The sequence below is a fragment of the Asticcacaulis sp. genome (assembly GCF_051956075.1).
GTDB lineage: Bacteria > Pseudomonadota > Alphaproteobacteria > Caulobacterales > Caulobacteraceae > Asticcacaulis.
On sequence record NZ_JBQCGA010000053.1, the window covers coordinates 186,202 to 202,206 of the forward strand.

Below are 16,005 nucleotides of genomic sequence, written 5' to 3' on the forward strand. Positions count from 1 at the left end.
ATGAGCGTCCTGGTAAGCTTTCGCTATAAGGCCGTGCAACCGAACGGCAAGTCCAAACAGGGAAGCATTTACGCGTCCAGCGAAGCCGACGCCTATGCGCGCCTTAGGGCGGAGAATTTGTCGCCGCTCCTGATCCGAACGGATGCCGCGCAGGCGACCAAATCCAGAGCTGACCACGGATATAGCCTCTTACGTCGGCTTAGGCGCAAATCCATCACCGATCAGGAGCTTGAAGACCTGTTTCGCAATCTTGCGGTTCTGCTTCGCGCCGGCGCGGATATCCGCACGGCCCTGGGGGTGCTAGGGCAGGAAACCGCGGGCCTGAGGCTGGTGTCACAGGCCATTCTGGGCGGATCCAGTCTGGATCTGGCCCTGGCGCCGGTCATTCCCAAACCCCTGTCCCATCTGCGCGGACTGATCGCAGCGGGCGAGGCGAGGGGGGACATCTCCGCGGGCCTCGACAGCGCGGCCAGCGTTTTGGCGATGCGCCGCAAGATTCGCCAGCAACTGTTTGAAGCCTTGAGTTATCCCGCTTTCGTTTTCGTAAGCGCCATAGCCGCCCTGAGCATCATTCTTCTTGTAGTGGTCCCCGCGATCGCGCCGCTTTTGCTCGATAACGGTCAAAGACTGCCGATCTATTTTTCGTTCATTTTCGCTATCAGTCAGGGGCTTGGATATGGTTGGCCCTATCTCTTGGCGGCCCTCCTTATGGCCGCGATTGCGGTGAGTCTCGGGTGGCGCTTTGGCGGCTTGAAAGCCTGGACCGACCGATGGCTCCTGGATGGTCCGCTCCGCTCCATCGCGCGTTCTCTGGTCTATGGCGGGTATTCCCGCGCTCTGGGCGAGAGCCTCCAGTCGGGCGCCAGCATTCTGGATGCGCTACGGCTGTGTCAGCGAAGCCTGGCGAACACTGAGGCCCGTAAGCGAACCGATATCGTCTCAACCATGATCCGTCAGGGACGAACCTTGAGCGACGCCTTTCGAGAGGTTCGTGGCTTGCCGCAGACCATTGTTCGTCTATGTGAGGTTGGCGAGGCCTCCAGCACGCTTGGTCCGATGCTAATGCGCGCTGGCGAGCGCGAAGAGACGGCTGCACTGGTCAAGATCGACAAGGGCTCCAAGCTTCTGGGGCCTTTGCTGATTATTGGCCTTGGAGCGCTGATTGGCGGCCTGATGGCGGGTGTTCTGACCGCACTGACGGATATCGGGTCTATAAGCGGGGCCTGAGGGGCCCATGAAGGGGGACGAATGATGAAACTCAAACACATCGCGCCGAAAGGCCGAAAAGCTTGGCGATGCCTTCTATTTGTTTTGGCAGGGCTTCTACAAGCGCGCGTCGGCAGCGCCAGCCAGACCCTTTACAGTTATGATGCTTTAGGTCGCTTAACTCAGGTCGTAAGCGATAACGGCTCTGTCGACAAATACAGCTATGACAGCGCTGGAAATCGCATCCAAACTGAAACGCGAAATACAGTCAGGTATCTTCATGCCAATGAATCCCTCTGTTCGCCGGACGGTCACACATGTCTGATCATGCAAGGAGACGGCAACCTAGTGCTTTACACCGATGGCGTTGCGCGCTGGAGCAGTCAGACGAACGGGACATCTTCCAACCTGATGGCGATGCAGGGCGACGGCAATCTCGTTGTCTATGGCGACAAAGCTTATTGGGACAGCGGCACACCGGGAAATCCTGGCTCAAGCCTGTCCGTAACCGATGATGGCGCAGCCACGATCACCAGCGCAAAGAACGTCCCAATCTGGTCAACGAACACCGGAAAGGTGCTTGTGCTGAATGTCGACAAATCGATTACCTCGCCTGATGGTCGCTTCAGGCTGCTGATGCAAGGCGACGGCAATCTGGTTCTGTATGAGGGCAACAGCGCTCTATGGTCGTCGCAAACGAACGGATCAGGCGCAAATCTCGCAGCCTTCGGCTTGGATTGTCGACTTGCGGTCTATCAAGACGGCATAACGCGCTGGTCGTCGGGAGCCCAATCTACATCAGGATGTAATTTGGCGCTGCAAAATGACGGAAATCTCGTCATCTATTCCTTAGGGAGCCCCGTCTGGGCGAGCGATACGGGCGGGCATTGAGACGCTTTTTGAGACCGAACGACTCCGTCTTGAGGTAGGGGAATGCCAAAATGAGGAAGACAAGCTCAGGTGCAAATCGTTAACTGACCGCGCCGGCGACGATACCGTTATTTGTCACTGGCACCGAATTGCCATTCTTGCGGATGGCCGACACGGCGCAGGGTGTTGTGCGGCGTTTCCATCAACCTGATTCCCTCCTAAAACTCCCGGAGAGGTTGGAGTTATTCGGAGACCATTTCAAGAAACGGCTTAAAGAAGCGATCTCGTCGGCGGAACGTGTCAACGATTGTGAGACAGCCGGATTTCGAGATTAAGCTTGCATTTCGTCCTTTTGGGCTGGCGGGTTGATCCAGACGGCGGTGGGTTTGAGCGGTGGCTGAGGTGACCGGTTGACGAAGCGCTCTGGGTTCAGCCGGAATGCCTGGTCGAGGATCGTCTGTCGGGCGGCGTAGATTTCATCGACCTGGCCATAATGAACCTGATCTGGGGTCATCAAGCCGATGCCGAGATGATGGTGGTCACGGTTATACCAGGTGAAGAAGTGGCGGCAGAAGGTCTTGGCGTCCTGGATACAGCCGAACCGCTTTGGGAACTGCGGCTGATATTTCAGGGTTTTGAAGTGGCTTTCCGAGAAGGGATTGTCGTTCGAGGTATAGGGCCTGCTGTGGGATTTGGTGACGCCAAGGTCCGCCAGCAGGAATGCGGTGGCCTTGGCGGTCATGGCTGGGCCGCGGTCTGCGTGGAGGGTGAGCTGATCGGGGGCAACGCCATGTTTGGCGACGCTTTGCTGGAACAGTGGCTTGAACAGCGCGGCGCTTTCGGTGTCGGCGACGTGCCATCCGACCACGCGGCGGCTGAAGATGTCAATGATCACATAGAGATAGAAGTAGGTCCATTTCTGCGGCCCCATCAGCTTGGTGATGTCCCAGGACCACACCTGATTGGGCCCTTGCGGCAGCAGTTCGGGCTTTTGATAGACCACATGTCGCCGTTGCTGCCGGCGTTCGCGGACCTCGGCATGTTCGTGGAGGATGCGGAACATGGTGCGGATCGAGCAATGGTAGATGCCCTGGTCGAGCAGCGTGGCATAGATTTCGGCAGGCGCAAGATCGACATACTGCGGTTCGCGCAGCAGCGCGATGACGCGCTGCCGCTCTGGTGGTGGCAGCGCGCGTGCCGGTGTCGGTCGGGGCTTGCGTGCAGCAAGCGGTCGGATCGCTGCCACCTGCCGGCGATGGAAAGTCGCGCGCGACACGCCCAGCGCAGCGCAGGCCGCCGCCAGAATGCCGGAATTGGGCTTTAGCGCCGCCAGTTGTTCCATCAGGATTTCTCGTCGTCCGTGATCGACAGACCCAGCAGCAGAGCAACTTTTTTTTGGATGTCGATCACAGCTTCGGCTCGTTCCAACCGCTTTTCCAGGCGCTTGTAGGCGCGCTGCAACTGGGCATGTTCGGCGGACAGCGGATGCGCGGCAACGGGTTTGGGCCCGCGCTTGACCGGGCTTAAGCCTTCATAGGCGCCGGCCTCGCGCTGCCGCCGCCAATCGGTGATCGCGGAGGAATAGAGCCCCTCGCGCCGCAGGATGGCGCCGATCGCCCCCGGAATGCCGGCAGCGCGATCGATTTCGCCCAGAATGCGCAGCTTCTCCCCAGCCGTGAATTTGCGCCGCCTGCGCGGGGCAGATAGTTCAGGGGACGCAGCCGCTGGCGCCGAAACCAGCGTCGGCCTACGGCCTTCCTCGGTCTCAGCGCCAGCGGCTGCAGGGTATTCGTCGGGTGTAATGCGCGGCATAACCATAGTGATATCCCATCAGCGCCCTCAAGGGTAAACTTCCGGCGGGTCTTTGTCTCACTGACGTTGGCACGGAGGGGGCGAACAAGGCCGGGAGCGACCTTCTCTAAAACCCTCGTTTTTTAGAAGGGAAGAGAAATGTTGCTTGCGGACGTTCGAGCTCAAGGCCGGTGATACGTAATGGAGCCGACGCCAGTACCGCCATGTCCATCTGACACCGTAAATGGAAAACTAACTTGCGTGGTTCCGGGAGGAATCGTTTGCGATGCAGGCAGGGTCGGAGACGTAACCGACATGGAATCCCCATCCGCATCAGAACATAGAGCTAATATCTGAGAGGATGTGACACTCACTGTCGCAGTAGCATAAGAGGGCAGGCCGGTTAGTACGATTGTTGTGCTGGAGCATGTTGGTGCGTGGTTCTGCGTAGGTGTCCCTGGCATCACCACGTTTCCGTCAAGCGCCGTAACTGCTGTCGCCCGATTACCCGCGCTATCGTACTGATATCCAGTTTTCGCCCCCGACGGATGAGTCACGGTCGTCACCCGCCCCGTCTCGTCATAGGTGTAGGTTGTTGTATCCTGCGCTGAGCATGGAGCTGCCAGTGCAAATATCCCGGTCACTACGGACGCCACCAGATAAGCGGATTTCGCCATCTTTTCCCCCCTTATGATCATTCTTTGGGGAATTGTTAGCGCTAAAAGTGTGCATTGACAACCGACAATAGCTGCCGTACTCCTGAAAATAATAATAATTTAGGGGAGGGGGACACATGCGCATTCAGCGTCATGCTCTTCAGTTGTTTGCCGTCATTTCAGGTGTTTTCTCTTTAGGGTTGATCGCCAGTTCATCTTTGGCGCAGACATCCATCCTGCCTCCCCCCGTCATACGCTCTGTCGACTCGAACGGAGTCGATCTGATCAGCGGTAAATTCATGTACCCGGCGCCGTCGATCTCGACGGCTGGTATCAACGTAGCCCCTGTCGGCGACGCCGCGATTTTTATCGACAATTGGACAGGCGTGCTGAATAGTTCCTCCGACGCCAATGGAAGCTACCTCACCGTCAGCATCGGCGGCGCGAGCGAGAAATTCAAATCCCTCGGCAACAATACCTATACGCCCGTTGTGGGCGGGGTTGACGCTCTGAATTGCCAGACGGGACCGTGCATCTACACGCTCAAGGACGGGACACAGATCTATTTCAGTTCCTCTTTAAGCCAGACGAATGGCGCTCAGGCCAATGCCGGCATGATGACCCAGATGATCAAGCCGGACGGGGAACAGATAACGCTCTACTACACGCCCTATGTTTTCAATATTCCGGCGAATGTGACGCCGCCGACCTATACCGAAAATATTCTAAGCGCGGTCGTCAGCTCAAAAGGCTGGATGATCAAGTATGAGGCGACGCGCGCTGCCTACGACGCCTATATCAACAAGGCCTACATCATCAACACGAGCGACGATTATTGCGATCCGGCGGCCGCTTCGTGTACGGCGGCGGACGCCAGTTCGTGGCCGACCCTGAGTCTCACGCCGGGTTCCGGAACCGCGTCGCTCTACAAAGATTACAACAATACGACGCTGCTGACGAGAAACTGGCCCGGACCGCAGAACAGCTATGTAGGCTCGATCGTCACGCCAACGGGCGTGACCAAGTCAATTACGGTCGATAGCAACACACTCCAGACCACGAAAATCCAGGTCGGCTCAACCTACTGGACCTACAGCTATTCAGTCAGCGGGAATGTCCAGACGACGACCGTGACCGACGTCAGCGGGCACCACAGGATTGTGACTGTGGATATAACGACCGGGAACCTGCTCTCGGATCAGGATGAGCTGGGCCGAACCACAAAGTACGCCTACGACAGCAATGGCCGAGTCACCCAGGTCATCGCGCCTGACGCAACCTGGAGCGGCTCGACGCCGACAGGCGGCTACACGCAGTACAGCTATGACAGTCGGGGTAATATCACCACCATCAGCGTCTTTCCGAAAGGCGGCGGAACGCCTCTGACGCAAACGGCCAGCTACCCGACGACTTGCTCCAATGTGAAGACCTGCAACAAACCTGACTATGTTGTCGATGAAAATGGCGTTCGCACGGACTTCACTTATGATGGCAATAGCGGCAACGTTCTAACGGTCACCAAACCTGCCGTGAACGGCGTTCGCGCTCAGGTTCGCTACAGCTATAGCCAGGTAACGCCGTACGCGAAGAATGCTTCCGGCAGCCTTGTCGCTCAAGCGCCGGTCTGGGAATTAAGCGGTGCGTCTCAGTGCATGACCCAAGACCTCGCGACTTGTGTCGGAGGAACCGATGAAGCGAAGACGTCAATCGCTTATAATACGACTAATGTGCTGCCGACGTCTCAAACGACCAGCGAAGGCAATGGCGCCCTGCCGCAAACGTCGAGCCTTACCTACGACAACAATGGCAACGTCATCTATTCAGTCGCGCCTGGAAAGTCGGACGGCGCCTATAGCTTTTACGACCAGAAAAACAGACTCGTTGGCACGATAAGTCCCGACCCTGACGGCGCAGGCGCCCGCCCCCGCCTCGCGAAACGCCTGACCTACGATGGCGACGGCCACGTTATTAAAACAGAGAGCGGCACGACTTACGGAACGACTTACAACGATTTGATCAACAATATGTCGGTCCTGACTACGGTGACGACCGATTATAGCACGACGACCGGATTGCCGACCACCGCACGTCAGTACGATGGCGGAACGTTGACGCATCTGATGCAGACCAATTACGACAATCTCTACCGCACCAACTGCGTTGCCGAGAGGCTGAACGCGTCGGTTTATAGCTCTATCACCTCCACAGATGCTTGCGCCCTGGGCTCTGCAGGCGCCGACGGTAATGACCGCATCATCAGATACACTTACGATATCACCGGCGCTGTAACTTCCGTCACAAGCGCGTACGGAACGGCGGCTGCCAGCACGGACACCACGCAATATGATGCGACCAACGGTCTGGTCTCGGCGGTGTTAGACGGCAAAGGTAACAAGACCGCCTATACCTACGACGTTTTCGATCGCATGGCGAAAGCCTGCTATCCGACAGCCAGCGCGGGAGGGACGCCCAATACGAGCGATTGCGAGCAGAAAGTCTTTTACAACAATCTCGTCAGCCAGGTGATTCTGCGCGATGGCCAAACCATCAATTTCTATTACGATCCACTGGGGCGTGTGTCCTCGAAGTCCGGTGCGGTGAGCGAAAGCTTTGCCTACAATAATTTCGGCAAGGTCACGTCACACAGCAATAACGGTCATACGTCTAACTACGCCTATAATTCCTTGGGCTGGCTAACGCAGGAGTCGAACGATTCCGTTGGCGGCGCGGTTGTCGCCTACGAGTATGACGGCATCGGCCGCCTAACTCAACGTTATTGGCCCGACGGGCACTATGTGAGCTACGGCTATGACGACGGCGACGAACTGACCAGCATCGGCATCGACGGCGGTAGCGCCGAAGTAGCGTACGACTACGACAATTACGGTCGCCGGGCCCACATGTATCGGAGCAGCGGCCAGACGACGACCTATGCCTATGACAATACTTCGCGTCTGACGGGACTTACGCAGCCATCCAACACCTACGGCTTCACCTATACCCAGGCCGACCAGATCAAGACTCGGACTCAGACGAACACAGCTTTCCGCTACACGCCGGGCGCCAATCAGAGCATCTCATATAGCATCAACGGCCTGAACCAGGTCGCCAATATCAATGGCGCAAACTTCGGCTACGACGCGCGCGGCAACACCACGAGTGACGGCGGCGGCGTGTATAGCTATAACGCCAACAATCTTCTCGCCTCAGCTACGCAATCGGGTGTAACCAGCACTCTGACCTATGACGCCGAGAACCGCCTTTACAGTATCGCCAAGAACGGCGCCACGACGCGCTTCGTCTATGACGGCGACAGCCTGATCGCCGAATACGACGGCAATGGCAATCTGCTTCGTCGCTATGTGTTCGGCCCCGGCGAGGACGAACCTGTGATCTGGTATGAAGGCTCGAGTTTCTCGGACAAGCGCTGGCTGTTCGCGGACAACCAAGGCTCGATCGTTCAGGCTGGGTCAAATGTCGATGTGTACAGCGAGTATGGCCTACCGGGTGGGGGCAATGTGGGTCGCTTCCAATACACGGGTCAAGTCTGGCTGCCGGAAATCGGCATGTATTATTACAAGGCCCGTTTATACAATCCTGCCATCGGCCGTTTCATGCAGACCGATCCCATTGGCTACGGCGACGGACTGAACTGGTATGCTTATGTCCATGACGATCCGATAAATGCACTGGATCCTTCAGGTCAATATACTGGCTGGGGGCCAGTCTACGATATTGGAAATGGCTGCACCGTCCAACCATTTAATACCGCAGGCCCTACCAGCGATGACGGAAACGGTAATTTATCATTCCAGATAAACCAATCTTGGACAGTTGACTGTTCCGGTACGAACCCGTCTCAGTCCTTCCCAGAATTGGGACAGCATAACCCCTATAATGTGGGAGGAGGCGCTATCCTTAAGCCTGCGCCTCGTAATTCGCATGATTGTAAGGCTGCGTTGAGAACTGCAGGAGGAGACCAAGCTGGTGTCTCGCGTGCATATGCGGCGTGGGCGACTTTGGGAAATGCGGCATCGAATAACGATATTAATATTAGTCTTCTGGCTGCCATAGGCGTAAGGGAAACAGACTTTCAGAACAAAGACTCTTATGACAATGGGTGGGGAGTGTTCCAATTGACGAATCGGCCGGGCGTTACCCATGCCCAAGCTTGGGATGTTCCATTCGCTGCGAATTACGCTGCGGGAATGTTAAACTCAAACTATTCATCGGCAAGACAGTATTCAAATTTGACATCTGATCAGAAAACACAAATAGCGGCCGATCTATACAATATGAGCCCTCGCCATCTTACATCAGATCCGAACGCAGATGATCAACATACTACTGGTCACAATTACGGGAGTAACGTAGTCGGGCTGCAATCCTGCTTCAAGGGTGGGTAAAGTGGTCATTGTGGGCTTAATTTAGCTGGAGCCACAGGGAGCCTTTTATGAAACAACGGATAAAAGTAAATCAAACTACAGCCTTGGAGGCACTTTTGGTCTTCTGGCTATCGTTAGCGAGTGTGCCTGCTTTTGCATCTCCAGCGACTCATTGTGGGCTCGACGACGATTTGAAGTTGTTTTTGCAGAACTATATGAAGGGGGCACATGAAGCCCCTCGCAGAACAACGAAGGTATCCATTGCTGATGTGCAACTCAAAGGCATAAAAAGGAAAGAGATTATTGTATATGTCTCTGACTCCGAGGGCTATTATTGCCGAAGTGGCGGATGCGAGATGGTTGTATTGGAAACTAGCGCTGCATCCTACAAAGTACTTGGCGATATTGACTTGGTCAGGCGTCCGATACGCGTCCTGTCCACATGGACGAATGGACATCCCGATCTCGGAGTTTGGGTGCAGGGCGGTGGTATCCAGCCGGGCTATGAAGCCAAGCTCAAATTTGATGGAAAAACATATCCCGATAATCCAACCGGGGCTCCCGCCGAGCGACTTAAGATGGCTTCCGGGAAGGTCGTTATTAAGATCGGAGATGATGGCGTGCTATTGTATCCGTAACGACGTCGCAAACATTAGATTGGATTAGCCCTAGGTCCGCCATGGCCAATCGAGATACTAAGGTCGGGTAAATCCCGGCAAAAAAGGCACGTATCGCGACACAAGATTGAGCATAAGGTTTTGTCGCAAACGTTGGCCTGTGGTAGAGTACGGCAGTTGACATTGTGAATTATGCCGCGAGGCTATCGAACTGATCGGCCAAGGTGAGAGTCCCGGTGTCGATCGGCTCCAGTTGCCGCTTTCGGATCATATGCACGAGCTCAATACCACTGAGGATGATGTCGGCACAGATTGCCGATTTGAAGCCAAGCATGGGCCCGACGCGGCGCTTGATCCTGCGGTGATCTTGCTCGATACGGTTGTTCATATATTTGCTGTTGCGGATCTTGATCGGTTCGTCGGCGATCTCTGCCTGTGACACTTTCAGTCTCGCTTCGACATCGGCCTCGAGGATCGCTGTTCGGTTGGTTTGAGATCCGTCGATGGTGATCTGGATTGGCCTTTCATGTCGGTCCAAGGCCTTGCACATAAAGCGTTTGGCAGCAGCAAGATCTCGGTTTTTGCTGAAGTAGAATTCCACCGTGGCGCCGGCCTTGTCGATGGCCCTGTAGAGATACTGCCATTCGCCACCGACCTTTATATACGTCTCATCCAGATGCCATTTGCCAAGGACGCTGCGCTTGCGGCGACTGAACGCCTCGAGCAGCTGTGGCGTGAAGCGCACCACCAGCGATGGATGGTTGAGTGATCGAGCCGGATGCCGCGTTCGAGGATCATTTCCTCCAGGTTCCGAAGGCTGAGGCCGTAGGCCAGATACCAGCGAACGCACAGCAGAATGACCGAACGGTCGAAATGGCGACCTTTGAACATGGAATCCCCTTCACAAACCAAAGGCGCGAAATTCTCCCAAAGTCGTAAAATTTTTGCGACAAAACCCTCCAATGTCATTGGCTATTTTTATGCCAAAGCACGTCAGCGTATGAAGGCCTAAGTGATCGCGGATCGCACTGGCCAAACCGACGCGGTTAGAGCCTAAGCGGCAGATAAAAACAATATAATCAATATGTTGCAAATTTTCGCCTAATAATAATTATGGGAAATTATTTGTGCGGCAAGACAGCTTGCTACCGATAATACAAATTATGTACGATAAATATAACTTATTGAAATATATTAATTACGTTTGACATTTCGGGTACGTGTAACTCCCCGCTGTCCGAAGACTAGCAGCCGTTAGCGTCAGCCGCAAATCCGACTAGCGGGCGCCGCGCGTCACCGTGAAATTCTCTTAACCAGATATAGCGATCCTACCTCGGGCAGGCCAGGCTGAACCCACGCGCCGACGGCTTCCTCTATTTCCCCCGAAATCACATCCCCACTGGACAATCCAGATGGAAATATATATCGGCACCTATATATTTGGAGCTGATAAGATATGCGGAAGACAGATCCGTCACAAACGATCATGGACGCACTGCGCCGGATCGTGCAGGCCTTGCGCCGCGCCTCGGCGCGTTATGAACGCGAGGCAGGCCTGACCAGTGCGCAGGTCTTTATCCTGAAAACCCTGCACAGCCGCCCCGGCGTCTCGGTCAATGCGTTGGCCGCCGCAACTCACACACAACAAAGCACCGTCTCGGAAGTCGTAACGCGGCTGGAAACCAGGGGCCTGATTGAACGCCGACCGGCGGCGCAGGACCGGCGACGCGTCGAATTGCGGCTGACGCCGCAGGGCGAGCAGTTGATCGCGAACGATGCGGCCACGCCGCAGGAAGCGCTCGTCGCCGCCATCGCCGACCTGCCCGCCGAGAAACGCGCCGCTCTAGCGGAGGGGCTGAGCGCGCTGATTATCACGGCGGGCTTGGGCGACGAGGCCCCGCATCTGTTTTTTGAATCGCCTTCACAGGATGCGTCATGAGCTCCCACGACCCGCAGCACGATCTGGAAAAGGCCTCGACCACGCCCGGCCTGCCTTTGTCGCTGGGCATAGGGCCGCTGATAGAAAAAGCCGATGTCGAGCATCATCCGCGCGCGCTCGACGTCCGCAGCCTGCTGATCTGCGCCCTGTGCATGGGGCTGGCCGCCGTGGTGGCGCCGGTGGCGCGCCTTCTGATGCTGCTGATCGGGCTGATCACCAATCTCGTCTTCTACGGGCGCGTCTCCGGGGATCTCGTCTCGCCCGCAGGCAGCCCGCTGGGCGTGTGGATCGTCGTCGTTCCGGTCATCGGTTCGGTGATTGTCGGCCTGATGGCGCGCTATGGCGCGAAGGCGATTCGCGGCCACGGCATTCCCGAAGCCATGGAGCAGATCCTGACCAATGACAGCCGCATCCCCGTGCGCATGACCTTCTTAAAACCCCTGTCCGCCGCCGTCGCCATCGGCACGGGCGGACCATTCGGGGCGGAAGGCCCGATCATCGCCACCGGCGGCGCGCTCGGCTCGCTACTGGGCCAGTTGATCCATGTCAGCGCCCATGAGCGCAAGACCCTGCTGGCGGCGGGCGCGGCGGCGGGCATGACCGCCATTTTCGGCACGCCCTTCTCGGCCATATTGCTGGCCATCGAACTGCTGGTGTTCGAGTTCCGCCCCCGCTCCTTCATCCCCATCGCCCTGGCGGCGCTGACCGCGATCTGGCTGCGCCCGTGGCTGTTCGGCGTGGCACCTGTGTTCGCTGCGCCCATTCTGCCCGCCGCATCCCAAACCGCCCTCATCGGCTATGCTCTCGAAGGCCTTGTAATGGGCGTGCTGGCGGTTGGCATTGCGCGCTCGACCTATCTGATCGAAGACCTGTTTGAGAAGCTGCCGCTGCATTGGATGTGGTGGCCCGCCATAGGCGGCCTTATGGTCGGACTGGTCGGTCTCGTCTCGCCGCATACAATGGGCGTCGGCTACGACAATATTGAGCGCATTCTGAGCGGGACGTTTCTGGGAACCGCCCTGCTGGTCTTCTGCGTACTGAAATTCCTGTCATGGTCAATCGCGCTGGGTAGCGGCACATCGGGCGGTACGCTGGCGCCGATCTTCACCATCGGCGGCGGCCTTGGCGTGCTGATCGGTCAGGGCCTGAACGCCACGGGCCTCATCGTCGATCTGCGTATGGCCGGGCTGGTCGGCATGGCGGCCTGCTTCGCCGGGGCGTCGCGCGCCCTGTTCGCCTCGATTCTGTTCGCGCTCGAAATCACCGGCCAGTTCAGCCCACTGCTGCCCCTGATCGCGGGCTGCGTCACGGCCTTCCTCGTTTCGGCCTTTCTGATGCGCACCACCATCATGACCGAGAAGCTGGCGCGGCGCGGCACGCATGTCCCGTCCGATTATGTGGCGTCGGTAGGCGCAAAAGCTGACAAGGCCTGAATGTTGCCAATGTAGCAACACTCGTTGCAAGGAAAAATTCATCAACTCGTTGAATTTTTTTATTTAACTATAAAAGAAACTCTGCCTTTGATTTATAAAACACTATGGGGCGAATATGGACGCGCGGGTTTTTCTCGATCGTAAGGGCGTATGGGCGTTTGGCCTGGGTTGTATTCTGGTGACCACGGGCGTGCTTTTGCACATTCCGATGTTCATGATGGGTCAATCCATGGGCTTCCGCCTTGCCGGCATGCCGATGGATCCCGACATGATCGCGGGCATGTACATGATCATCATCGGGGTCGGCGTCGCCGGCTACGGCCTGTTGCCGCGCGCCATCCGCCAGACGAAGGACGCCGCCGCGCATATCGCGGTCGTCGCGCCGGAGGACGCAAAACTCGGCCCCGCGCACTGGCGGCTGATGGCGGTGCTGGTGGTCGCGCTGATCATCGACGTGATGAAGCCCGCCACGCTCGGCTTCGTCATGCCCGGCATGATCCGCGAATATCAGGTCGCGCCGCAGCACGCCGCCCTGGTGCCGTTTTTCGCCCTGGTCGGCACGGCCATGGGCTCGGTGCTGTGGGGCATGCTGGCCGACATCTACGGGCGCAAGGCGTCGATCCTGCTGTCCTCGGTCGTGTTCGTCGGCACCTCGATCTGCGGCGCCATGCCGTCGCTGAACTGGAACATGATCATGTGCTTCCTGATGGGGCTGGGCGCAGGCGGCATGCTGCCCGCCACCTATGCGCTGCTGGCCGAGACAATGCCGTCGCGCCATCGTGGCTGGGCGCTGGTGCTGGTGGGAGGGCTGGGCGCGGTCGGCGGCTATTTCGCGGCGTCCGGCTTTGCGTGGTGGCTGACGCCGGTATGGAGCTGGCGCATCCTGTGGCTGCTCAACCTGCCGACCGGCCTGCTGCTGATCTGCATGGGCGGCCTGATCCCGGAATCGGCCAAGTTCCTGCTCGCACGCGGACGCGACGCCGAGGCGCACAAGGTGATGCGCCTGTTCGGCACGCACAGCCACAGGCTGGCCGAAGGTGAAGAAGACGAGACCGAGATCATCAGCCACCACCATGGCCACCACGACGCCCCGGACGAGACGCTGTGGACGCCGGGCCTGATCGGCAAGACGGCGGCCCTGACCATCGCTGCGCTCGGCTGGGGCCTGATCAATTTCGGCCTTTTGTTGTGGATGCCCAACGATCTGGTCGCCAAGGGCTATTCGATGGCCGTGTCGTCAAAGCTGCTGGCGGAATCGGCGCTGATTGCCTTTCCGACCGTGTTCATATGCACATGGCTTTACAGCCGCTGGAGCACACGCGGCGCGCTGACCGCAGCGCTGTTCGTCACTCTCCTGGGCCTCGTCGGCGTCTGGGCGCTGGAGGCGCATCTCCTGCCCAATCCGGTGCTGCCGGTCGCCCTCTTGATCGTCGGCTCCAACGGCGTGATCGCCATCCTCCTGCCCTACGCCTCCGAAAGCTATCCGCTGCGCGTGCGCGGCCGCGCCACGGGCTGGATCGCGGCCTGCACCAAGGGCGGCGGCGTATTTGCGCAGGGCCTCAGCATCCTCGCCCTGGCGCCGCCACTGGGTCTGGCCGCCGCTCTGATCGCCGCGCCGATGCTGACGGCGCTGGCCCTGTTTGTGCGATACGGCACAGAGACGCGTGGCCTGGATTTACGACGCTTGGAGTAGGACGATGGCTTTGCGCTCCTTTAGGCGACATCTTCTAGGGGTTAAGTAGTCCCAAGAGAAGACATTCGATAGACTACGATCCTTTGAAGGATGTGGAGTTCTATAATTGTCTTATGTCAGCCGAACGTGCGATGCCAACTTCTTGAAAGGTACATTGTCAAACCCCCGCCCGTTGTTCATCGTGTTGAAGGACTTGATTTAGCGCTTGAATCTTTCGCTCCTGATACCGGTTCAACACGCCGCTAAACGCGTCTTCCAATTGCTCTACGGCTTCATCCTCACCAATTTGGGCGGCAAAGACGCGAAGCTCATCAATCCGTTTTAAAACAAATTCAGCGACCTGGTCGTCCGTTCGCCGCGTAACAGCAAGGGTATCAGGCATCTTCTGGATCTCCTGGTTTTCCATCTGGGAATCGACATCCAAAAATGAAATCAGGATTCGCCTAATACAATCTTTACGCGCATTGTGGGCGCCTAATGTCGCTCCTGCTATTGCTCAAGGCGCCGATTCATACCCGCCGAACGCACAGCCGTTCGCCGCAGCTAATCCGCCGACACTTTAACCTGTTCCCGATCTCATTGAGAGTGGCGTTGGAGACATGGCCCTCACTTAAGAGGTCGCCAGCGGTTTTCGTCTGTACGAGACCGCAGCGACGGCACGTCATGCGAAGCTTTTCATGTGTTGGGAGCGATTTTAGCTCAGCCCTTCCCCAGCGCTCCATCTCGTCCGCCAGAAACCGCGCAAAGCTCACGGTGCTGACGTCCGGTGCTGACGCCGCTGACCTACGCTTCGTCATCCGCCAGGGTGCGAACCAGATCCAGGATCTTACGCCGGTGCCTGGGGCTGATGATACGAGGGAAAGCTTCGGCGAGCTGAATACCTTCGGTCGTCAAAAGGAAAGAGTTCGCCGTCTGCTCCGACTCAGATTCACTGAAACCCGCAACGGCTTCGCCCAATCCGTCATAAAAATAGCTGATCGGCGCGCGCAGCACCTTTGCGATCGCAAACAGCTTCGACGCGCTGATGCGATTTGAGCCGCGCTCGTATTTTTGCACCTGCTGGAATGTCAGCTCAATTTCATCAGCAAGACCCTGCTGACTTAAGCCGAGAAACTTACGGCGCAGGCGCACGCGCGCGCCCACGTGGACATCAACCGGATTCGGCGCGTTATCGTCGAAAGGCATTTAGATCCCCTTGCAATGGTCAAACGCGGCGTCCTTGCGCGCCGCGGTCACACTTTTGGCGACGTTGACGTCGCGGTTCAGCACGCGGGCACAGTCATAAACGGGCGCGAAGCAAAAGGCCTGATTCGCGAAACAAAAGCGCTATAATAGACCGATTCACAATTTTAGCAAGAAACAATAATTTTATTCTACCCAGGCGCGCCCATGCCGCCTAATCACATTATCGAATT

Annotated in this window: 11 protein-coding genes; 7 read left to right on the top strand and 4 right to left on the bottom strand. The window is 57.4% G+C overall.

Annotated features, from left to right (window positions below):
- The gene (locus ACTHLA_RS13820) at positions 1 to 1,227 is read left to right on the top strand and encodes a type II secretion system F family protein (protein WP_440190374.1); all 1,227 of its coding nucleotides are present in this window, start codon (positions 1 to 3) and stop codon (positions 1,225 to 1,227) included.
- Between the two features lie 21 nt (positions 1,228 to 1,248).
- Positions 1,249 to 2,097, top strand: coding sequence for a hypothetical protein (locus tag ACTHLA_RS13825; RefSeq protein WP_440190377.1), 849 nt, complete (start codon positions 1,249 to 1,251; stop codon positions 2,095 to 2,097).
- Between the two features lie 310 nt (positions 2,098 to 2,407).
- On the opposite strand, the gene ACTHLA_RS13830 is transcribed toward ACTHLA_RS13825, so the two are convergent.
- A protein-coding gene (locus ACTHLA_RS13830; RefSeq protein ID WP_440190380.1) for an IS3 family transposase occupies positions 2,408 to 3,894 on the bottom strand; the annotation gives its coding sequence in 2 pieces (ribosomal slippage) (positions 2,408 to 3,465 and positions 3,465 to 3,894; 1,488 coding nt in all).
- 766 nt (positions 3,895 to 4,660) lie between these two features.
- On the opposite strand from ACTHLA_RS13830, the gene ACTHLA_RS13835 reads away from it, so the two are divergent.
- Both ACTHLA_RS13835 and ACTHLA_RS13840 read left to right on the top strand, forming a co-directional pair.
- The gene (locus tag ACTHLA_RS13835) at positions 4,661 to 8,929 is read left to right on the top strand and encodes an RHS repeat-associated core domain-containing protein (protein ID WP_440190383.1); all 4,269 of its coding nucleotides are present in this window, start codon (positions 4,661 to 4,663) and stop codon (positions 8,927 to 8,929) included.
- A 47-nt stretch (positions 8,930 to 8,976) separates the two neighbouring features.
- Positions 8,977 to 9,546, top strand: a complete 570-nt coding sequence (locus ACTHLA_RS13840; RefSeq protein WP_440190386.1) for a hypothetical protein — start codon at positions 8,977 to 8,979, stop codon at positions 9,544 to 9,546.
- Between the two features lie 169 nt (positions 9,547 to 9,715).
- Here the strand turns inward: ACTHLA_RS13840 and ACTHLA_RS13845 are convergent.
- Positions 9,716 to 10,416 (bottom strand): IS6 family transposase gene (locus tag ACTHLA_RS13845; RefSeq protein WP_440190389.1). Its coding sequence is split into 2 segments (ribosomal slippage): positions 9,716 to 10,272 and positions 10,272 to 10,416, totalling 702 coding nucleotides; the frame shifts between segments, so codons are not numbered across the junction.
- Positions 10,417 to 10,981: 565 nt separating this feature from the next.
- On the opposite strand from ACTHLA_RS13845, the gene ACTHLA_RS13850 reads away from it, so the two are divergent.
- From ACTHLA_RS13850 to ACTHLA_RS13860, 3 genes are all read left to right on the top strand, one after another.
- Positions 10,982 to 11,464 (top strand): MarR family winged helix-turn-helix transcriptional regulator, encoded by a 483-nt coding sequence (locus ACTHLA_RS13850; RefSeq protein ID WP_440190392.1) that lies wholly within the window; start codon positions 10,982 to 10,984, stop codon positions 11,462 to 11,464.
- Entirely contained in the window at positions 11,461 to 12,897 is a 1,437-nt protein-coding gene (locus tag ACTHLA_RS13855; protein ID WP_440190395.1) for a chloride channel protein, read from the top strand. Before ACTHLA_RS13850 ends, ACTHLA_RS13855 begins: the two co-directional genes overlap by 4 nt.
- Positions 12,898 to 13,012: 115 nt before the next feature.
- Positions 13,013 to 14,590 carry an MFS transporter gene (locus ACTHLA_RS13860; protein ID WP_440190398.1) on the top strand — a complete coding sequence of 526 codons (1,578 nt, stop codon included), beginning with the start codon at positions 13,013 to 13,015 and terminating at the stop codon, positions 14,588 to 14,590.
- Between the two features lie 157 nt (positions 14,591 to 14,747).
- Here ACTHLA_RS13860 and ACTHLA_RS13865 read toward each other — a convergent pair whose 3' ends face one another.
- Positions 14,748 to 14,972 (bottom strand): hypothetical protein, encoded by a 225-nt coding sequence (locus ACTHLA_RS13865; RefSeq protein WP_440190401.1) that lies wholly within the window; start codon positions 14,970 to 14,972, stop codon positions 14,748 to 14,750.
- 401 nt (positions 14,973 to 15,373) lie between these two features.
- Positions 15,374 to 15,775: a helix-turn-helix domain-containing protein gene (locus tag ACTHLA_RS13870; protein WP_440190404.1), complete on the bottom strand. Its 402-nt coding sequence runs from the start codon at positions 15,773 to 15,775 to the stop codon at positions 15,374 to 15,376.
- Positions 15,776 to 16,005 lie beyond the last annotated feature (230 nt).